The organism is Actinomyces bowdenii (assembly GCF_017592395.1).
Taxonomy (GTDB): Bacteria; Actinomycetota; Actinomycetes; order Actinomycetales; family Actinomycetaceae; genus Actinomyces; species Actinomyces bowdenii.
This window is the reverse complement of the sequence record NZ_JAGFOU010000013.1, coordinates 24,353-43,157: the sequence shown is the minus strand read 5'-3', so window position 1 is coordinate 43,157 and position 18,805 is coordinate 24,353. Positions and strand designations below refer to the sequence as shown.

Here is an 18,805-nt window from a genome sequence, read left to right as displayed (position 1 = left end):
TCTGGGGGTCCCTGGGCCCCGGGGCCCCGGGCCGCTGGCCCGGGGGGCGGGGGCCCCGCCGCGGACGGGTAGTCTTCGGCGCGGAAGTGCCGCGGTCCTGCCGGGAGCGGCGGCGACGACGCGGACGCACCGGCGGCCCGCGCCCCGACGACCAGGGAGGCAACCGTGGACCCGCTGCTCATCGATATCCTCACCGCCCTGGCCATCCTCATCGGCCTGGTCGGCGCGCTGACGCAGATCTACCCCGGCCCGCTGGTGGTCCTGGGGGCTGTGGCGCTGTGGGCGATCCTCACCGGCGGGGCCGCCGCCTGGACGGTGCTGGCCATCAGCGCCGCAGCCATCATCCTCACCGGTGCGGGCAAGTACGTCCTGGTGGGCCGGCGCCTGAGCAGTGCCGGGGTCCCGGGCATCTCCCTCATCGTGGGCGGCCTGGCCGGGATCGCGGGGTTCTTCCTCATCCCGGTGGTGGGCCTGCCGGTGGGCTTCACCCTGGGCGTGTACCTGTGGGAGTGGCTGCGCCGGGGCCAGGAGGCCCCCGCCCGGGCCGCCGCCTGGGCGGCCATCAAGGCCCAGGGCCTGGCCATCGTCCTGGAGCTGGCCGGCTGCCTCATCGCCGCCGTGGCCTGGGGCGTGGGCCTCCTGGCCGGGTAGGCTCGCCCGCCTCCCCGCCCCCACCGGGCTCCCGCCCCCGGCTCGATCCGTGCGAGGATGCTGGCTGTGAGCCCGCCCTCCGAGCCCATCCGGCCCACCCTGAGCCCGTCCCCCGATCCGCGCCTCCTCCACGCCGTGGAGCACCTGGCCCAGGACGGGCTGGTCATCCTGCCCACCGACACCGTGTACGGCATCGGCTCCGCCGCGCGCTCGGCCCACGCCGTCGCCCGGCTCCTGGCGGCCAAGGGGAGGGGGCGCGCCATGCCCCCGCCCGTCCTGGTCGCGGGCCCGGCGGACCTGGAGGCCGTGGTCGATGAGCTGCCCGAGGCCGCCCGCACCCTCATCACCACCTTCTGGCCCGGCCCGCTCACCCTCGTCCTGGACGCCGCCCCCGATCTGGCCTGGGACCTGGGGGAGACCGGCGGCACCATCGCGGTGCGCATGCCCGACCACCCCCTGACCCTCCAGCTCCTGCGGGCCGCCGGGCCCCTGGCCGTCACCAGCGCCAACCGCACGGGAGCGCCACCGGCCACCAGCGCCGCCGAGGCCAGGGCGGCCTTCTCCGGGCGCGTCCTCATGGCCGGCCCGCCCGATCCCCGCGGATCCCGGGCGGCCGAGGCCTGCGGCGCGCACACCTCCCAGAACCGCGACATCCTCCTGCTCGACGGCGGCCCGACCCCCGGCCCCCTGCCCTCGACCATCGTCGACCTCTCCGGCCCCCACGCCCAGGACCCGGTCGTCCTGCGCGAGGGCGTCCTCGACGCGCGCCTGGTCCGGGAGATCGCCGCCGCGCCCCCCGGCGCCCCGACCGCCCCCGGCGCCGCACCTCCCCCCGGCGCCGTCGAGGCGCCGGCGCCCTCCCAGGCGGAGGAGACGATCGAGTGAAGGTCTACCTGCTCATCCTGGCGGTGGCCGCCGCCGTGACCTACATCGCCGTGCCCATCGTGCGGCACGTGGCCCTGGTCTCCAACGCCCTGACCCCGGTGCGCGCCCGCGATGTCCACGCCACCCCCACCCCCCGCCTCGGCGGCGTCGCCATGTTCCTGGGACTGGCCAGCGCCGTGGCCGTGGCCAGCAGGATCCCCTACCTGGCGCATGTCATCGACTCCAGCGCCTGGGCGGTGGTCCTGGGCGCCGGGCTGGTCTGCCTGCTGGGGGTCGTGGACGACCTGTGGGAGCTGGACTGGATGACCAAGCTGGCCGGGCAGGCCCTGGCCGCGGGGGTCATGGCCTGGCAGGGGGTCCAGCTCTTCACCTTCCCCATCGGGGGCCTGACCATCGGCTCGGCCCGCCTGTCCCTGGTCTCCACCGTCATCGTGGTGCTCGTGGCCATCAACGCGGTCAACTGGGTCGATGGCCTGGACGGCCTGGCGGCCGGCGTGGTGGGCATCGGGGCCGCGGCCTTCTTCCTGTTCGCCTACGTCCTGACCCGCACCACCTCCCCGGAGTCCTACACCTCCCTGGCCGCCACCGTCGTGGCCGCCCTCATCGGGGTGTGCGTGGGCTTCCTGCCCCACAACTTCAACCCGGCCACGATCTTCATGGGCGACTCCGGCTCCATGCAGCTGGGCCTGGTCTCAGCCGCCTCCACCATCATCGTCACCGGGCAGATCGACCCGGGCAGCCTGGAGGGATCGCGGGCCGTGCCCGCCTTCCTGCCCATCCTGCTGCCGCTGGCGATCCTGCTGCTGCCCGTGACCGACATGGTCCGCCTCATCGTCAGCCGCATCCTGGCCGGGAACAGCCCCTTCCACGCCGACCGCACCCACATGCACCACCGCCTGCTGGCCGCTGGGCACTCCCACCGGCGGGCCGTGCTGGTGATGTACGTCTGGACCGCCGTGGGCTCCTTCACCGTGGCCGCCATGGCCTTCTTCCCCATGCACTGGGTGGTGCTGGGGGCCTGCGCCGCCGTCATCATCGCCGTGGTCATCACCGTCGACCTCATGCCCGGGGTGCGCGCGGCCATGACCCGGCGCACGGGAGCGCGGCACGCCCGCGTGGTCTCCTCCCACCTGGTCTCCGGCACCGGCCGCATCACCCACCCGGCCCAGGGCGAGGCGCCCCCGGGCACCGGCGCCATCCCGATCGTCGCCCGGGCCCCCGCCGCCGGGGCGAGCGGCCAGCCGGCCGACCGGGGCGAGCGGCGGCCCGCTGCCGCGCCGCATCCGGCACCGGCCGCCCCGGGCCCGCTCCCAGGGGAGCGCCGATGAGCCGGGACGCGCCCTCCACCGCCTCCGGCCGGGCCCTCCTGGGGGCCGCCTCCCGCCTCCGGCGCGTCCTGCTGCTGGTGACGGGGATCCTCGTCCTGGCCCAGGCCCTGTGGATCCTGGCGGTCGGCGCCCAGCGCCCCCTGGCCACGCTCCTGGTGGGCGCCGTGGCCACGACGGCGCTGCTGTCCTCCATCTGGGCCGTCCTGGGACGGATGGCCCGCTCGGGATTCGCCGCCCTGGCCGCCTGGGTGGCCGGGGGGTACCTGCTGCGCATCGGGATCCTCCTGGTGGCGCTGCTGGGTGGGCGCGCCGCGGGCCTCGACGTCGCGGTGATGGGGATCTCACTCATCTCCGCCATCATCGCGGGCATGCTCGCCGAGACCATCATCCTCGCGCGCGCCCGGATCCCCGCCGTGGAGCCGAGGGCCCCCGATACCCCCGCCTGACGGCCCGCGCCCGGGGCCGGCGCGCCGGGCGGGCACCGGACCATGACGCACCGCCCCCCACCGGCTCATGGCGGCCCCACTGGCAGTGATAGGATCGCGGCCTACTGCGGCCATTCGAGCCCCCCGCGCGGGGAGCCGGTGGGTAGCCTGGGGCCAGTGCCCCGGGCGCCGGTACCGGGCCGCCAGTTCCAGGCTCCGACCTCAGGAGGACATCCTGTCCACGCACACCGTCGCCGACGACGCCGTGACGCCCCGCGGCTACGCCACGCCGCGCTGGTACTGGGCCCTGCTCGTCCTGCTGGGCGCGGTCATCGCCGCCACCGCCGTGCCCGCCTTCACCCAGCACCCCCACGCCCCGGGCGTGGCCGACTTCTTCCCCGCCTCCTTCGCGGGCCGGGGCACCGTCCTGGAGATCAACCGGATCGTCGTGGTGCGCCTGGTCATGGGGGCGGCGCTGTGCCTGCTCGTGGCGGCCGTGGCACTGGGCATCAAGCGGGTGCCCGGCCGCGGCCAGGCGCTGGTGGAGCTCCTGGCCGAGTTCCTGCGCGACAACATCGCCGTCTCCATGCTCGGGGGCCCGCAGGGCCGGCGCTTCGCCCCCCTCCTGACCACCCTGTTCCTGGGGGTGCTGGCCATGAACCTGGCCGGGGTCCTGCCCGGTCTCAACATCGCCGCCTCCTCCGTGGTGGCCGTCCCCCTGGTCTTCGCCCTGACCACCTACGTGGTCTTCATCGGGGCGGGCATCCGCGCCCAGGGCCTGGGGCGCTTCCTGTCCTCCCAGCTCTTCCCGCCCGGCCTGCCCAAGGCCATGTACCTGCTCATCACCCCGATCGAGCTGCTCTCCACCTTCATCGTGCGGCCGGCCACCCTCACCCTGCGTCTGCTGTGCAATATGGTGGCGGGGCACCTGCTGCTGGCCATGACCTACCTGGGCACCACCACCCTGCTCATGCACCTGCAGGCCGCCTCGGTCCTGTCCGCCCTCACCGGCGCGGCCATGATCGTCATGACCCTGTTCGAGATCTTCGTGGCCGTCCTCCAGGCCTACATCTTCACCATCCTCAGCGCCGTCTACATCAAGCTCTCCATCGAGAGCCACTGACGGCGCCGACCCCAGCCACCGGACCCACCGACCCAACCCGCGCCGCCCGGCGCCAGAAAGAAGGAACCGCACATGACGTCTGTCGCACTCGCCTACGTCGGATACGGCCTGGCCACCCTCGGCCCGGGCATCGGCATCGGCCTGCTCGTGGGCAAGACCCAGGAGGCCACCGCCCGCCAGCCGGAGGTCGCCGGCCGCCTGTTCACCAACATGATCATCGGCGCGGGCATGGTCGAGGCCCTGGGCCTCATCGGCTTCGTCCTGCCGCTCGTCGTCAAGTGATGCTCCCCGTCATCGTCGCCGCGGCCGAGGAGGGGGGCGGGGGGACCGCCTTCATCCTGCCGCCGCTCTACGAGGTCTTCTGGGCCGCCGTCGTCCTGCTGCTCATCCTGCTGGTGGTGGGGCGCTTCGGGCTGCCCAGGATCTACCGGGCCCTCGATGAGCGCGCCGAGCGCATCCAGCGGGGCCTGGACCTGACCGCCCGCGCCGAGGAGGACCAGGCCGACGCCGAGAAGCGGGCCGCCCGGCTCGTGGAGGAGGCCCGCCTGGAGGCGGCAGGGATCCGCCAGGACGCCCAGGCCCAGGCCAAGGAGATCATCGCCCAGGCCCGCAGCGCCGCCCAGGAGGAGGCCGCCGCCATCCAGGAGTCGGCCCGGCGCCAGATCCTGGCCGAGAAGCAGGCGGCCCAGATCTCCCTGCGCACCGATGTCGGCATGCTCGCCTCCTCCCTGGCCGAGCGGATCGTGGGCGAGCAGCTGCGCGACACCGAGCTGTCCGCCCGGGTCATCGACCGCTTCCTCGACGAGCTCGAGCAGGCCCCGGCCGTCCCCGGCGTTGACAACGGGGCCTCGGTGGAGGAGCTGAGGTGAGCAGGGGGACCGCCGCCACCCGTGCCCACGTGAGGGCCGCGTGGGCCCCCGTGCTCACGGCAGCCGGGGTCGAGGGCCAGGCCCTGGGCGGCCAGATCCTGGCCGTGGCCCACCAGCTGGCCAAGGCCCCGCTGCGGGGGCCCCTGACCGACCCGGGCCGCCAGGCCCAGGACAAGGCCGATCTGGCCGCCGCCCTGCTGACGGGCAGGGTGGATGACCGCGTCGTCGAGCTGGTCAGCGCCATGGCCCGGGGCCGCTGGTCCGCCCCCGTGGACATCATCTCCGCGCTCCACGACCTGGGCATCGAGGCCATCCTGGAGGGGGCCCGCGCCGACGGGACCATGGGCAGTATCGAGCAGGAGCTCTTCGGCGTCCTGGATCACCTCGACCACGACCGCGAGCTGCGCCAGGCCCTGGAGCCCTCCCGGCGCACCACCGAGGCGCGCGTGCGCCTGGCCGAGCAGGTCTTCGCCGAGCACATCTCGGCGCCGGCCATGAGCCTGCTGCGCTGGTGCGTGCGCCACCGCACCGAGGGCGGGCCGCGCCGCAACCTGCGCCGCGTCATCGAGCGCGCCGCCGCCATCCAGCACCGCACCATCGCCGACGTCGTCACGGCCCAGCCCATGACCAGGCCCCAGGAGGAGCGCCTGCGCGCCATCCTCACCCGCCGCCTGGGAAGCCAGGTCGAGCTCAACACCGTGGTGGATCCCGCCGTCATCGGCGGGATGCGCATCACCGTCAAGAGCCACGTCATGGACAGCACCGTGCGCAGCGCCATCGCACAGCTGCGCGCCCGGATGGCCGGATAGCCCGGCCCCGCAGAGCCGCACCGCGGCCCCAGACCACACACCCGCTCACGCAAGGACACACGAGGAGACGACAGATGGCAGAGCTGACGATCAGGCCCGAGGAGATCCGCTCGGCCCTCAGCGAGTTCGCCGCGTCCTACAAGCCCGCCGAGGTCGCCGCCCACGAGGTCGGGCACGTCGTCTTCGCCGCCGATGGCATCGCCCACGTCGAGGGCCTGCCCGGCGTCATGGCCAACGAGCTGCTCACCTTCGAGGACGGCACCGCCGGGCTGGCCATGAACCTGGAGGAGCGCAGGATCGGCGTGGTCATCCTGGGCAGCTTCGACGGCATCGACGAGGGCCAAGTCGTGCGCCGCACCGGCGAGGTCCTGTCCGTGCCGGTGGGCGACGCCTACCTGGGGCGCGTGGTCGACCCCCTGGGCCGCCCCATCGACGGCCTGGGGGACATCGCCTCGGACTCCCGGCGCGCCCTGGAGCTCCAGGCCCCCGGCGTCATGGCCCGCAAATCGGTCCACGAGCCCCTCCAGACCGGGCTCAAGGCCATCGACTCCATGATCCCCATCGGCCGGGGCCAGCGCCAGCTCATCATCGGGGACCGCCAGACCGGCAAGACCGCCATCGCCCTGGACACCATCCTCAACCAGAAGGCCGCCTGGGACAGCGGGGACCCGGCCCAGCAGGTGCGCTGCATCTACGTGGCCACCGGGCAGAAGGGCTCGACCATCGCCGCGGTGCGCGCCACCCTGGAGGAGCGCGGGGCCCTGGAGTACACCACCATCGTGGCGTCGCCCGCCTCCGACCCGGCCGGCTTCAAGTACCTCTCGCCCTACACGGGGAGCGCCATCGGCCAGCACTGGATGTACCAGGGCAAGCACGTCCTCATCGTCTTCGACGACCTGTCCAAGCAGGCCGAGGCCTACCGCGCCGTCTCCCTGCTGCTGCGCCGCCCGCCGGGCCGCGAGGCCTACCCCGGTGATGTCTTCTACCTCCACTCCCGCCTCCTGGAGCGCTGCGCCAAGCTCTCCGACGAGCTGGGCGGGGGCTCCATGACCGGGCTGCCCATCATCGAGACCAAGGCCAATGACGTCTCGGCCTACATCCCCACCAACGTCATCTCCATCACCGACGGGCAGATCTTCTTGCAGTCCGACCTGTTCAACGCCGACCAGCGCCCCGCCGTCGACGTGGGCATCTCCGTGTCCCGCGTGGGCGGCGCCGCCCAGATCAAGGCCATGAAGAAGGTCGCCGGGACCCTCAAGATCACCCTGGCGCAGTACCGCTCCATGCAGGCCTTCGCCATGTTCGCCTCCGACCTGGACGCCGCCACCCGCGCCCAGCTCACCCGCGGCGAGCGCCTCATGGAGCTGCTCAAGCAGCCCCAGCACACCCCCTACCCCGTGGCCGAGCAGGTGGTCTCGGTGTGGGCCGGCACCAAGGGCTACCTCGATGACCTGGAGGTCTCCGAGGTCCTGCCCTTCGAGGCCTCGCTGCTGGACCACCTGCGCCGCAACACCGCGCTGCTCCAGGCCATCGCCGAGTCCGGGGAGCTGTCCGCGGACACCGAGGAGGCCCTGCGCGGGGCCGTGGAGGACTTCCGCCGCACCTACCTGGCCGGCGGGCACATCCTGGAGGCCCAGGCGGCCGGCCCCGAGGAACCGGCCGGTGCCGAGCACACCCACGAGAAGATCGTCCTCAAGAGGGGCTGACGTGGCGGGTAACCAGCGCGTCTACAAGCAGCGCATCCGATCCACCCAGACCCTCCAGAAGGTGTTCCGGGCCATGGAGCTCATCGCCTCCTCCCGGATCGGCGCCGCGCGCCGCCACGCCCAGGAGGCCTCCCCCTACGACCGCGCCCTGGGCCAGGCCGTGGCCGCCGCGGGCGCCCACGCCCACCTGGACCACCCCCTGCTGACCCAGATCTCCCAGGAGTCGGACAACCCCCGGGTCGCCATCCTCGTGTGCACCTCGGACCGGGGCATGGCCGGGGCCTACTCGGCGGCCATCCTGCGCGAGTCCGAGAGGCTCCTCGCCCAGCTCGTCGAGGAGGGCAAGGAGCCGCGCATCTACACCTTCGGGCGCCGGGCCCAGTCCTACTTCGCCTTCCGCGGCAGGGCCATCGAGCGGGCCTGGACCGGGGAGTCCGACCGCCCCACCGAGGCCACCATGGCCGAGGTCTCCTCCGCCCTGCTCGCCGACTTCCTCGCGCCCGCCCAGGAGGGGGTCGGCGAGGTCTACATCGTCTTCACCCGCTACGTCTCCATGGTCTCCCAGGTCCCCGAGGTGCGCCGCATGCTGCCGCTCATCGTCGTCGGCGAGGAGGAGGCCCCGACCGCCGGGGACGAGGGGAGGCCCGAGGCCGGCGGGCCCGGAGCCGCGGGGGCCCCGGAGCCGGGTGCCCGCCAGGGGGCCCCGGCCCTCTACGAGTTCGAGCCCAGTGCCGAGGAGGTCATGGGGGCCCTGCTGCAGCGCTACGTGGCCACCCGCATCCGCAACGCCCTCCTGCAATCGGCGGCCTCGGAGCTGGCCAGTCGCCAGCAGGCCATGCACACGGCCACCGAGAACGCCGAGGACCTCATCATCACCTACACGCGCCTGGCCAATGCCGCGCGCCAGGGCGACATCACCCAGGAGATCACCGAGATCGTCTCGGGGGCCGATGCCCTGGGCTCGGGCTAGGGCGTCGATGCCCATCAGGCGCCCGCAGGACCCGCGCGGGACCTGGAGCCCTCGAAGACTGCCACAGACACGGAACACGGAAGAGACGAACATGGCTGACACCACCACCCCGGGCACGGGACGCATCACCCGCATCATCGGCGCCGTCGTCGACGTCGAGTTCCCCCCCGAGGCCATCCCCGCGATGTACAACGCGCTGCACGTGACCGTCCAGGACACCGGCGCCGGCGAGGAGCCCCACGAGATCACCCTCGAGGTCGCCCAGCACCTGGGCGACAACATCGTGCGCGCCATCTCCCTGAAGCCCACCGACGGGCTCGTGCGCGGGGCCGAGGTCCGCGACACCGGCGCCCCCATCACCGTGCCGGTGGGCGACGTCACCCGCGGCCATGTCTTCAACGTCACCGGCGAGGTCCTCAACCTCGGCCCCGACGAGCAGCTGGAGATCACCGAGCGCTGGCCCATCCACCGCCAGCCCCCGGCCTTCGACCAGCTGGAGTCCAAGGAGCAGATGTTCGAGACCGGTATCAAGGTCATCGACCTGCTCACCCCCTACGTCCAGGGCGGCAAGATCGGCCTGTTCGGCGGCGCCGGCGTGGGCAAGACCGTCCTCATCCAGGAGATGATCCAGCGCGTGGCCCAGAACCACGGAGGCGTCTCGGTCTTCGCCGGCGTGGGGGAGCGCACCCGTGAGGGCAACGACCTCATCGTGGAGATGGAGGAGGCCGGCGTGTTCGACAAGACCGCCCTGGTCTTCGGCCAGATGGACGAGCCCCCGGGCACGCGCCTGCGCGTGGCCCTGTCCGCCCTGACCATGGCCGAGTACTTCCGCGACGTCCAGAACCAGGACGTGCTGCTGTTCATCGACAACATCTTCCGCTTCACCCAGGCCGGCTCCGAGGTCTCCACCCTGCTGGGCCGCATGCCCTCCGCGGTGGGCTATCAGCCCAACCTGGCCGACGAGATGGGCCAGCTCCAGGAGCGCATCACCTCCGCGGGCGGCCACTCCATCACCTCCCTGCAGGCCATCTACGTGCCCGCCGACGACTACACCGACCCGGCCCCGGCCACGACCTTCGCCCACCTGGACGCCACCACCGAGCTCTCCCGTGAGATCGCCTCGCGCGGCATCTACCCGGCGGTGGACCCGCTGGCCTCCACCTCCCGCCTCCTGGCCCCGGGCTACGTGGGCGCCGAGCACTACGGGGTGGCCACCCGGGTGAAGTCCATCCTCCAGAAGAACAAGGAGCTCCAGGACATCATCGCCATCCTGGGCGTGGACGAGCTCAGCGAGGAGGACAAGGTCACGGTCGCCCGCGCCCGGCGCATCGAGCAGTTCCTGTCCCAGAACACCTACATGGCCGAGAAGTTCACCGGCGTGCCCGGCTCCACGGTGCCCCTGAGCGAGACCATCGAGGCCTTCCGCCGCATCTGCGATGGGGAGTACGATCACCTTCCTGAGCAGGCGTTCTTCAACATCGGCGGCATCGAGGACCTCGAGCGCCGCGCCGCCGAGCTGGAGGCCTGAGGATCCGGGGACGGGGAGGAGGAAACGTGGCTCTGCGCATCGAGGTGGTCTCACCGGCCGGTCATGTGTGGGACGGGCAGGCCTCACAGGTCCGCGTGCCGCTCATCGACGGCGAGATGGGCATCCTGCCCGGCCGCCAGTCCCTCCTGGCCCTCGTGGGCGATGGGCGGCTGCATGTGGAGGCCCTTGACGGCCGGATGGTCACCATCGGGGTCAAGGGCGGCTTCTGCTCGGTCGACCAGGACGTCATCACCATCGCGGCCGACGAGGCCCGCCGGGAGGCACCCGGAGGAGCCCATCAGGGAGCCGAGGGCTGAGTGATGGGGATGCACGCATGGGCCATCGTGGTCACCGCCATCGGCGCCATCGTGCTGCTCATCGCCGCCTTCCTCATCCGCCTGCGCTTCCTGGCCGGGCAGGTGGGCTCCTTCGAGTGCGCCTGGCGCAGCTCGGGCGGCTCGCGCTGGTTCAGCGGCGTGGCCGCCTTCCGGCACGACTCCCTGGACTGGTACCGGCTCATCTCCCTGTCCCTGCGCCCCACCCGCTCCTGGTGCCGCCTGGAGCTGGAGCTGCGCTCGGCCAGGCGCCGCCGGGCCGACAGCCGCGTCATCGACCTCGAATGCGCCCAGGTCCCGCAGGATCCGATGGACTCCTCCCGGGTGCCGCACACCTTCGAGCTGGCCATGATGGAGGAGTCCCACTCCGCGCTCGTGGCCTGGGTGGAGTCCGCCTCCCCCCAGCAGCCGCGGCTGTTCTGAGGCAAGCGCCCGGTTCGATACGAGCCCGGGCGCCCGCTGCGCCCAGCCGCTCACCCGGCAGACGCCGTCAGTCGGCCTGCGTGGCGCGCAGGGAGATCACGTGGACCACGTGCTCCAGGGGCCCGCGGGCGAAGGCCTTGAACCAGGTCGCGGCCGCCAGGACCAGGGCCAGGCACACCCAGAGGGCCGCCTCGTTCCCGCTGCCCGGGGCCAGGGCGGCGGCGTGGATGATGACCAGGTGGGCGCAGTAGGCGGTCAGGGACATTGATCCCACCGCGGCCAGCGGCGCCAGGACCAGGCGTGAGCGGGTGGCGATGAGCTGGGCCAGGGCGATGACGAGCATGGCCGCGCCCGAGGAGCCCACCGCCTCGAAGGTCGTGCTGGCATGCGGCTTGGCGGTGATGAGGGCGGACCAGTGCGAGCTGCTCAGGGGTCCGTACTCCGGCCCGGCCGCCCCCTGATCACCGGACGGGGGCAGAGCCGGGTCGGGCTCGAGGGGCGGCAGCGGTGCAGGGGATCCGGGGTAGGCGGGGACGCTGCCGCTCGGCGGGCCCGAGGGATCGGTCTGCGGCGCGCACTGCAGGGGGTCCGCGGGCGTGACCACCACGAGCCTGTCCGGCTCGGGCACGCCCAGGGCGTGGCCGGCTGCGATCGCCCCGCCGTAGCCCAGGATCGCGCACAGCGCCCCGGCTCCCGCCAGGCGCCACAGGTGGGCGCTGCGGGCCCAGTCCAGGCGTGAGAGCCCCAGGCCCAGGAAGATGTAGGCCATCCACAGCAGGCCGGGGTAGGTCCCGTGGATGAAGAAGGACAGGACCGCGGAGTTGCCGTCGTCGGCGCTGCTGGACAGGCCCAGCCCCGCCAGGGCCGGGGGCAGGGAGATGATGAGCACCGGCCCGATGAGGGCGGTGGCCGCGGCCAGGGCCAGCAGGACGGGGGCGCGCAGGCGCACGAAGGGCAGGGCCAGGGCCAGCCAGGCGGCGTAGAAGCCCAGGATGATGGCCACCGAGGTGTTGAGCAGCGTGCACATGGCGCCCAGGACCAGCAGGAGGGCGCAGCGCACGAGGATGCGCAGGCGGTCGCTCACCAGGCGCGCCCCGCCGTGGGGCGTGGTGCGGCCGGTCATGATGCCCAGGGAGAAGCCCGCGATGACCGCGAACAGGACCGAGGAGCGCCCGTGCGCCAGGGACAGCAGGCCCTCGGGGGTGGTCAGCCCGCAGGAGGTGACGCCGATATGCGCCACCACCATGCCCAGCAGGGCCAGGCCCCGGGCGGCGTCGATCCCCGTGAGGCGGGCCGGGCCGGCGGTGCCCGTGAGGTAGGGGCCGGTGGCCCGGGGCAGGGCCCAGGACGAGCGCGACGACGAGGGGGAGGGCGCTCGCGGGGCGCCGATCCGCGGTGCGCAGCTGGGGCCGCTAGGGCCCGGCGAGTCGGGACCCGGGCCATCGGAGGAGGCCCCGGCGGTGGGAGTGGTGGATGGGGATGGGGAGGGAACTGCGGCCCCCGTCCCGAGGACGGTCCTATCGGGCGACATGGCGGAATGCTCGCCGCGTGACCTCCGGTTTGTCTACTCAGACTCTGAATGCCGCCTGAACGAGGCCTGGTGCCACCCCGCGCTCCGGGGCGCCCGCGGGTGGGGCGCGCCCGGGTCCTCCTCCCGGGAGTGCCCCGGGGCGCGCCCCGAGCCGCTAGGGTGTCGGCGTGCGCCTCGTCATCGCCTCCTGCTCCGTGGACTACTCCGGCCGCCTGGACGCCCATCTGCCCCGGGCCAACCGGCTCCTCATGCTCAAGGCCGATGGCTCGGTCCTGGTCCACTCCGACGGCGGCTCCTACAAGCCCCTGAACTGGATGACCGCGCCCGCGCGCCTGAGCGTCACCGAGCCCGATGAGCAGGAGCGCGATGAGGGCGTCGCCCAGGTGTGGGAGGTGCGCTCGGCCAAGACCGAGGACCGCCTGGTCATCCGGCTCTTCGAGATCCACTCCGACATCTCCCAGGAGCTGGGCGCGGACCCGGGGCTGACCAAGGACGGCGTCGAGGCCCACCTCCAGGAGCTCCTGGCCGAGCAGATCGAGATCCTGGGCCCCGGCTACCGGCTCGTGCGCCGCGAGCACCCCACCGCCATCGGCCCGGTGGACATCCTGGCCAAGGACGCCCAAGGGGGCAGCGTGGCGGTGGAGATCAAGCGCGTGGGCGGCATCGACGGCGTCGAGCAGCTCACCCGCTACCTCGAGCTCATGCGGCGCGACCCCCTGCTGGCCCCCGTCCAGGGGGTCTTCGCCGCCCAGTCCATCAAGCCCCAGGCACGGGTGCTGGCCCAGGACCGCGGCATCCGCTGCGTCCTACTGGACTACGACGCCATGCGCGGCATGGACGACGTCGAGTCCCGCCTGTTCTGAGCCGGGCCCGCCCGATCACCGCTGAGGACCCTCCAGGATCACGTCAGGATCACGTCATGCCAGTGGCCCCCGTCCTTCCCCGCCAGGCGAGCCTGGCCCGGATCATCGCCCAGGGGCTCGTGCCCGCCACCGGCGCCCCCGATGCCGTCGAGGCCGTGCGCCGCCAGCTGGCCATCCAGGGCCAGCAGGTCTCCGCCGTGCCCCACGCCCTCCTCGTGCGCTCCCCGGCCCTGGGCAGCCAGGTCGAGCAGGCCTTCGCCCGGGGGCGCCTGGTGCGGTCCTGGCCGATGCGCGGCACCGTCCACATCACCACCGCCGAGGACCACCACTGGCTGCGCGCCGCTCTCATGCACCGCATGGACGCCTGGATCCGCCGCTCCGAGAGCGCCTACGGGGTCGATGAGGCCCTGTGCGCGCGGGCCGCCGAGGTGGCGCTCGACCTCATCGCCACCCAGGGGCCGGTGCCTCGCGCCGTGCTGCTGGCCGCCTGGCAGGAGGCCGGGCTCATGGAGGCCTTCCAGGGCGCCGATGTCTCCTCCTACCGCCGGCGCCACCTGCTGGTGCGCCTCCAGTGCGAGGGCGTGCTGGTCCAGGGTCCGCGGCGGGGCAATGAGCACCTCGTCGTCGATGCCTCGCCGCTGCCCGATGCGGACTGCGGCCCTGCGGGGGCGGGTGTGGCCGCGGGGCAGCCGGGGCACCTCGCCGCGCTGGCCGAGATCGCCCGCCGCTACGCCACCAGCCACGGGCCGATCAGTGCCGACGACCTGGCCCGCTGGACCACCCTGCCCAAGCGGCAGGCGGCCCAGGCGCTGGAGGCCGCCGTGGAGGCCACCGGCGCCGCCGACTACCGCGTGGACGCCTCGCGCGCCCAGGTGCCCCTGGCACGGGTGCGCGCCGTCGGCGGGTCGCGCGGGCGCCTGGAGCCGGTGGGGTGCGCGGGGGCGGCCGCAGGGCCGGGACCCGAGGCGCTCTACATGCGGGCCGACCTGCTCGACCTGCTCGCCGAGGACGCCACCGCCCGGGCAGCCCGGGCCACGCATGTCCTGGGCTCCTTCGACGAGCTGCATGTGGGGTACAAGGACCGCTCCTGCCTGACCGACGAGGCCGGTGAGCGCCTCATCTGCCCCTCGGCCAATGGGATGCTCCGCCCGCTGGTGGTGGACCGGGGGCGGCTGGTGGCCGTGCGGCCCTCCCAGGGGCTGATCTGGCTGGAGCGGGAGCGCCCGGCGCGCCTGGAGCGGGAGGCGGCCCGGGCTGTATCCCGCATCGAGCAGCGCCTGGCCCGCTGATCCCCCGCCGTTGCACATCTTCAGCGGCCGATCCGGGCCTCGGCCCCGACTTTCCCGCATGACTGCGTCGAGGCTCGGGCTGAAGATGTGCAGCGGGGATGGCCTTGCACATCTTCGGGCCGCTCCGCCGGTGCAGACCCCGACTTTTCCGCAGGATCGCGTCAGCGCCCGGGTTGAAGATGTGCAGCGGGGAGGGGAGTTGTCTGATGTCTGCGCTGGTGCCAGACTCGGCCCCATGAGCGAGGAAGCCACCAGTCGCGCCTCCCAGGGCGCAGCCGCCAGCGGGCGCGGCCCCCATGAGCCCGCACCCGCCCGGGCGCTGCGGGGGCAGGTCGTCACCCCCGAGCGGATCATCGAGGACGGCGCCGTCATCATCGACCAGGGCGCCATCGCCTGGGTGGGGGAGGCGGCTCAGGCCGGCCCGGCCGGCCACGGCGCCATCGTGGAGCGCGCCCGGTGCGCTCCCGAGGCGGGGTACCTCCTGCCCGGACTGGTCGATGTCCACTGCCACGGGGGAGGCGGGCAGTCCTTCCCCAATGCCACCACCCGGGAGGAGGCCATGGTCTGCGTCATGGAGCACCGCCGGCACGGCACCACCTCCCTGGTGGCCTCCTGCGTCACCGCCGCCCCCGAGGTCCTCAAGGAGCGCACCCGCCTGCTGGCCGGCCTGTGCGACGAGGGCGAGCTGGCGGGCATCCACTTCGAGGGGCCCTTCGTCTCGGTGGAGCGCTGCGGCGCCCAGGACCCCACCTACATCATCGACCCCGACACCCCGCTGACCCGCGAGCTGCTGGAGCTGGGGCGCGGGCACGTGGTCACCATGACCATCGCCCCGGAGAAGCCCGGCATCACCGGGGCCGAGGGGATCAACGCCGCCCTCATCGAGGGCGGGGCCCTGCCCTCCTTCGGGCACACCGACTCCGAGGCCTCCCCGGTGCGCGCCGCCCTGGCCGATGCCGCCGCGCGCATCGCCGCCCGGATCGAGGCGGGCCTGCCGGTGCGCTCCGGGCGCTCCACCGCCACGCACCTGTTCAACGGCATGCGTCCCATGCACCACCGCAAGCCGGGCCCGGTGCCCGAGTTCCTGGCCGCCTCCCAGCGCGGGGAGTGCATCCTGGAGATGATCGGCGACGGCGTGCACCTGCACCCCGCCATCGTCCTGGACATGTTCGAGACGCTGGGGCGCGAGAGCCTCGTGCTCATCACCGATGCCATGGCCGCCGCCGGCATGCCCGACGGCGAGTACGTCCTGGGGCCGGCCGCGGTGCGGGTGAGCCAGGGGGTGGCCCGGCTCGCCCAGGGCGAGTCCATCGCGGGCGGCACCGCCCACCTCATCGACGTCGTGCGCACCACCTGGCAGGGGGGAGTGGACCTGGTGGATGCCGTGTACGCCGCCAGCGCCCAGGGCGCGCGGATCCTGGGGGACCGCAGTATCGGCGCGCTGGCGCCCGGGATGCGGGCCGACCTCATCGTCACCGACGCCGAGCTGCGGCCCGTGGAGGTCCTGCGCTGCGGCGAGGCGGTGGTCTAGGGCCCTGCCGGGAGCGGGCCCTCAGGCGCCCGCGGGGTGGACCTCCGTGATCCTGCCGGTGGCGACGTCGTAGATGATGCCGCGGGCGGTGGCGCCGCAGGGCACATGCGGGTCGGCCGCCAGCCCGGCCAGCGCCCGGCCCAGGTCCTGCTCGACGTCGGTGAAGCCGCCCGGCCTCCACTGCGGCCGCCGTCCCGTCGCCTCGGTCAGGGCCGTGAGGAGATCCTCGTCGACCAGGCCGGTCATGCCGCAGTCGGTGTGGCGCACCACCAGGATCTCCTCCACGCCCAGCAGGTGCTGGGCGATGGCCAGGGATCGGCGCACATCCTGGGTCAGCAGGCCCCCGGCGTTGCGGATGATGTAGGCGTCCCCGGGCCGCAGGCCCAGCAGCGACATGGGGTCCAGCCGCCGGTCCATGCAGGCCACGACGGCCAGTCGGGCACGGCGTCCCCGGGCGGGCCGGAAGCCCTCAGCATGCCGGTGGGCCGCCCTGAGCGCCTGCTCCATCGTCGGCCCGTGGGGATCGGCCATGGTGGGGCCTCCTCAGGCGAAGACGACGGTGCGGTGGCCGTTGAGCAGCACGCGGTGCTCGGTGTGCCAGTGCACCGCCTGGGCCAGGACCCGGCGCTCGACATCCTGGCCCTTGGAGCGCAGGACGGTCACGGAGTCCTCATGGGCGGCGCGGGTGACGTCCTGCTCGATGATGGGGCCCTCGTCGAGATCGGCGGTCACGTAGTGGGCGGTGGCGCCGATGAGCTTGACGCCGCGCTCGTGGGCCTGGGCGTAGGGGCGCGCCCCCTTGAAGGAGGGCAGGAAGGAGTGGTGGATGTTGATGACCCCTCCGCGCAGGCGCTCGCACAGGGACGGGGAGAGGATCTGCATGTAGCGGGCCAGGACCACAAGCTCCACGCCCAGGGACTCCACCAGGGAGAGCAACTCCTGCTCCGCGGCCTCCTTGGTGTCCGGGGTGACCGGGATGTGATGGAAGGGGACGTCGTAGAAGTCGGCCACGGGCCTGAGGTCCTCGTGGTTGCCCACCACGCCCGCCACGTCGATGGGCAGCCCCTGGCTGCGGGCCCGGAACAGCAGGTCGGTCAGGCAGTGGCCCTCCTTGGAGACCAGGATGAGCGTGCGCATGGGGCGCCCGACCTCATCGAGGCTCCACTCCATGGAGTAGTCGCGGGCGAGCTCGGCCAGGTCCTTCTCCATCTCCTGGCGCGGGACGGTGGTGAGCACCTGGACGCGCATGAAGAACAGCCCGGTATCGGCGTCCCCGAACTGCTTGGACTCGGTGATATTGCCGCCGCGGCGGGCCAGGGCGCCGGTGACCGCGTGGACGATGCCGGGCCGGTCCGGGCAGGACAGGGACAGGACGAGGTGAGTGGGGGAATCGGGCTGTGCCATGGGGAGAGCCTAGCGCGGCGCGCAGCGCGGCATGGTGCCGTGCCGCGCGCCGCGCAAGGGCCGGGCGCCGCTGATCCCGGGGCGGTGGGCGGGGGCCGGGCGATCAGGGCTGCGCGGCCCGCACCGTGATCGGGATCTGCGCCGATCGCTGGGAGGAGCGGCCCTTGACCGTCAGCACATGGTCCCCCGGCGCCAGCGTGGCCGGCAGGGTCACCTCATAGGAGAAGGCGCCGTCGGTGGCGGTGGAGTGCACGGGCGGGGCGTCCTCGGCGCTGCCGCCGATGCGGGTGCCGTCCTCCAGGGTGATATCCGTCGGCTCCATGGCGACCAGTCCCGTGCCCTCCACCGTGATCCTCTGGCCGGGGGCCGGGGTGGGGGAGTCGGAGCGGACCGAGGCATTGACCGGGACCTGGGCGGAGCAGGCATCGGCGACCTCATCGGGGTAGGAGAAGGTGGCATTGGCCCGCTGCTCGGCCTTGTTGATGTTCTCGCTGCCGTTGACACGGATGTTGAAGTAGATGTCCTCCGGGAACGTCGGATCGGCGCGCCCGGTGATCGTCCAGTGCAGGACGGTGGTGCCATCGCCCTTGGTCTGCCAGACGGTGTCCTGCAGGCGCCGCTGGTCGTCCCAGGTCTCCATCTCGAAGGTGTAGGCGCCGGTGGTCGTCACCGGGATGGAGACGGTGCAGCCATTGCGGGTGATCTCGCCGATGGATGCGGTCAGGCCCTCCGGCGGGGCGGGCAGGACCTGGATGGTCTGAGGGGCGTAGGCAGTCGTTCCGCCTGCGGACTGGCAGCTGATCGTGTAGGTGTAGGTGCCGGGGGCGTCGGGGACCTTGATCGTGCTCATCCACATGCTGCTGCCAGGGGTCTGCTCGGTGGTCACCGTCTGACCGTCGCGCAGGACGGTGATCGTCGCCGTCTCATTGGCGGAGGCCTGGGAGCAGGCGTTGGCGTGGGAGAGGGTGACGTGGGTGCCGACCTGGGCGGTGGGGGCGCTGATGCTGAACGGGGAGGGCGAGGGCTCCTCCGCCGAGGCTGCTGGGGCGGCTCCAAGGGCCAGCATGGCTGTCGCGATGGCGGCCACGAGGCTGCGTGCGCGCATATGTGGTGCTCCTTCGGCTGATTGTCGAGT

20 protein-coding genes are annotated in these 18,805 nt (G+C 73.2%); 16 read left to right on the top strand and 4 right to left on the bottom strand.

Features of this window, described 5'->3' with window-relative positions:
* Positions 1-165 precede the first annotated feature (165 nt).
* From J5X07_RS07220 to J5X07_RS07160, 13 genes are all read left to right on the top strand, one after another.
* Positions 166-651 (top strand): DUF456 domain-containing protein, encoded by a 486-nt coding sequence (locus J5X07_RS07220; protein WP_244924893.1) that lies wholly within the window; start codon positions 166-168, stop codon positions 649-651.
* Between the two features lie 57 nt (positions 652-708).
* Entirely contained in the window at positions 709-1,536 is an 828-nt protein-coding gene (locus tag J5X07_RS07215; protein ID WP_124932561.1) for an L-threonylcarbamoyladenylate synthase, read from the top strand.
* Entirely contained in the window at positions 1,533-2,864 is a 1,332-nt protein-coding gene (locus J5X07_RS07210; protein ID WP_124932560.1) for an MraY family glycosyltransferase, read from the top strand. The genes J5X07_RS07215 and J5X07_RS07210 overlap by 4 nt, the downstream gene beginning before the upstream one ends.
* Positions 2,861-3,310, top strand: coding sequence for a pseudouridine synthase (locus J5X07_RS07205; RefSeq protein WP_124932559.1), 450 nt, complete (start codon positions 2,861-2,863; stop codon positions 3,308-3,310). Before J5X07_RS07210 ends, J5X07_RS07205 begins: the two co-directional genes overlap by 4 nt.
* 244 nt (positions 3,311-3,554) lie before the next feature.
* Positions 3,555-4,412, top strand: a complete 858-nt coding sequence (gene atpB / locus J5X07_RS07200) for a F0F1 ATP synthase subunit A (RefSeq protein WP_244924892.1) — start codon at positions 3,555-3,557, stop codon at positions 4,410-4,412.
* Positions 4,413-4,484: 72 nt separating this feature from the next.
* On the top strand, positions 4,485-4,694 hold the full coding sequence (atpE, locus tag J5X07_RS07195) for an ATP synthase F0 subunit C (RefSeq protein WP_124932557.1): 210 nt from the start codon (positions 4,485-4,487) through the stop codon (positions 4,692-4,694).
* On the top strand, positions 4,694-5,281 hold the full coding sequence (locus J5X07_RS07190) for a F0F1 ATP synthase subunit B (RefSeq protein ID WP_124932889.1): 588 nt from the start codon (positions 4,694-4,696) through the stop codon (positions 5,279-5,281). Before atpE ends, J5X07_RS07190 begins: the two co-directional genes overlap by 1 nt.
* Positions 5,278-6,090, top strand: a complete 813-nt coding sequence (locus J5X07_RS07185; protein ID WP_208479163.1) for a F0F1 ATP synthase subunit delta — start codon at positions 5,278-5,280, stop codon at positions 6,088-6,090. Before J5X07_RS07190 ends, J5X07_RS07185 begins: the two co-directional genes overlap by 4 nt.
* Before the next feature lie 74 nt (positions 6,091-6,164).
* Positions 6,165-7,796, top strand: a complete 1,632-nt coding sequence (gene atpA / locus J5X07_RS07180; RefSeq protein WP_124932555.1) for a F0F1 ATP synthase subunit alpha — start codon at positions 6,165-6,167, stop codon at positions 7,794-7,796.
* A gap of 1 nt (position 7,797) precedes the next feature.
* Positions 7,798-8,766 (top strand): F0F1 ATP synthase subunit gamma, encoded by a 969-nt coding sequence (locus J5X07_RS07175; RefSeq protein ID WP_124932554.1) that lies wholly within the window; start codon positions 7,798-7,800, stop codon positions 8,764-8,766.
* 91 nt (positions 8,767-8,857) lie between these two features.
* Entirely contained in the window at positions 8,858-10,294 is a 1,437-nt protein-coding gene (gene atpD / locus J5X07_RS07170; RefSeq protein ID WP_124932553.1) for a F0F1 ATP synthase subunit beta, read from the top strand.
* Positions 10,295-10,320: 26 nt separating this feature from the next.
* On the top strand, positions 10,321-10,611 hold the full coding sequence (locus J5X07_RS07165) for a FoF1 ATP synthase subunit delta/epsilon (protein ID WP_124932552.1): 291 nt from the start codon (positions 10,321-10,323) through the stop codon (positions 10,609-10,611).
* 3 nt (positions 10,612-10,614) lie between these two features.
* A complete protein-coding gene (locus J5X07_RS07160; RefSeq protein ID WP_124932551.1) occupies positions 10,615-11,052 on the top strand; it encodes a DUF2550 family protein in 438 nt (145 codons plus the stop codon).
* 67 nt (positions 11,053-11,119) lie between these two features.
* Here the strand turns inward: J5X07_RS07160 and J5X07_RS07155 are convergent, their stop codons facing one another.
* Positions 11,120-12,583, bottom strand: a complete 1,464-nt coding sequence (locus J5X07_RS07155) for a heparan-alpha-glucosaminide N-acetyltransferase domain-containing protein (protein ID WP_124932550.1) — start codon at positions 12,581-12,583, stop codon at positions 11,120-11,122.
* Between the two features lie 167 nt (positions 12,584-12,750).
* On the opposite strand from J5X07_RS07155, the gene nucS reads away from it, so the two are divergent.
* From nucS to J5X07_RS07140, 3 genes are all read left to right on the top strand, one after another.
* Entirely contained in the window at positions 12,751-13,446 is a 696-nt protein-coding gene (nucS, locus tag J5X07_RS07150) for an endonuclease NucS (protein WP_124932549.1), read from the top strand.
* Between the two features lie 56 nt (positions 13,447-13,502).
* The gene (locus J5X07_RS07145) at positions 13,503-14,735 is read left to right on the top strand and encodes a DNA glycosylase AlkZ-like family protein (RefSeq protein ID WP_208479161.1); all 1,233 of its coding nucleotides are present in this window, start codon (positions 13,503-13,505) and stop codon (positions 14,733-14,735) included.
* A 235-nt stretch (positions 14,736-14,970) separates the two neighbouring features.
* Positions 14,971-16,266, top strand: a complete 1,296-nt coding sequence (locus J5X07_RS07140) for an N-acetylglucosamine-6-phosphate deacetylase (protein WP_208479160.1) — start codon at positions 14,971-14,973, stop codon at positions 16,264-16,266.
* Positions 16,267-16,287: 21 nt separating this feature from the next.
* Here the strand turns inward: J5X07_RS07140 and J5X07_RS07135 are convergent, their stop codons facing one another.
* The 3 genes from J5X07_RS07135 to J5X07_RS13255 all read right to left on the bottom strand — a co-directional run bounded on the left by J5X07_RS07135 (position 16,288) and on the right by J5X07_RS13255 (position 18,775).
* Positions 16,288-16,797, bottom strand: a complete 510-nt coding sequence (locus J5X07_RS07135; protein ID WP_243896572.1) for a beta-class carbonic anhydrase — start codon at positions 16,795-16,797, stop codon at positions 16,288-16,290.
* Between the two features lie 12 nt (positions 16,798-16,809).
* Entirely contained in the window at positions 16,810-17,670 is an 861-nt protein-coding gene (purU, locus tag J5X07_RS07130; protein WP_208479158.1) for a formyltetrahydrofolate deformylase, read from the bottom strand.
* Between the two features lie 103 nt (positions 17,671-17,773).
* Complete coding sequence (locus J5X07_RS13255) at positions 17,774-18,775, bottom strand: hypothetical protein (RefSeq protein WP_208479157.1); 1,002 nt, start codon at positions 18,773-18,775, stop codon at positions 17,774-17,776.
* Positions 18,776-18,805: the final 30 nt, after the last annotated feature.

What these genes read in the sequence shown, in the direction of transcription:
- J5X07_RS07215 (WP_124932561.1), top strand. Translation starts at nt 709, where the DNA reads ATGCTGGCTGTGAGCCCGCCCTCCGAGCCCATCCGGCCCACCCTGAGC.
- J5X07_RS13255 (WP_208479157.1), bottom strand. Translation starts at nt 18,775, where the DNA reads ATGCGCGCACGCAGCCTCGTGGCCGCCATCGCGACAGCCATGCTGGCC.
- J5X07_RS07140 (WP_208479160.1), top strand. Translation starts at nt 14,971, where the DNA reads ATGAGCGAGGAAGCCACCAGTCGCGCCTCCCAGGGCGCAGCCGCCAGC.
- atpD (WP_124932553.1), top strand. Translation starts at nt 8,858, where the DNA reads ATGGCTGACACCACCACCCCGGGCACGGGACGCATCACCCGCATCATC.
- J5X07_RS07205 (WP_124932559.1), top strand. Translation starts at nt 2,861, where the DNA reads ATGAGCCGGGACGCGCCCTCCACCGCCTCCGGCCGGGCCCTCCTGGGG.
- J5X07_RS07160 (WP_124932551.1), top strand. Translation starts at nt 10,615, where the DNA reads ATGGGGATGCACGCATGGGCCATCGTGGTCACCGCCATCGGCGCCATC.
- J5X07_RS07190 (WP_124932889.1), top strand. Translation starts at nt 4,694, where the DNA reads ATGCTCCCCGTCATCGTCGCCGCGGCCGAGGAGGGGGGCGGGGGGACC.
- atpA (WP_124932555.1), top strand. Translation starts at nt 6,165, where the DNA reads ATGGCAGAGCTGACGATCAGGCCCGAGGAGATCCGCTCGGCCCTCAGC.
- J5X07_RS07135 (WP_243896572.1), bottom strand. Translation starts at nt 16,797, where the DNA reads ATGGCCGATCCCCACGGGCCGACGATGGAGCAGGCGCTCAGGGCGGCC.
- J5X07_RS07145 (WP_208479161.1), top strand. Translation starts at nt 13,503, where the DNA reads ATGCCAGTGGCCCCCGTCCTTCCCCGCCAGGCGAGCCTGGCCCGGATC.
- atpE (WP_124932557.1), top strand. Translation starts at nt 4,485, where the DNA reads ATGACGTCTGTCGCACTCGCCTACGTCGGATACGGCCTGGCCACCCTC.
- purU (WP_208479158.1), bottom strand. Translation starts at nt 17,670, where the DNA reads ATGGCACAGCCCGATTCCCCCACTCACCTCGTCCTGTCCCTGTCCTGC.
- J5X07_RS07155 (WP_124932550.1), bottom strand. Translation starts at nt 12,583, where the DNA reads ATGTCGCCCGATAGGACCGTCCTCGGGACGGGGGCCGCAGTTCCCTCC.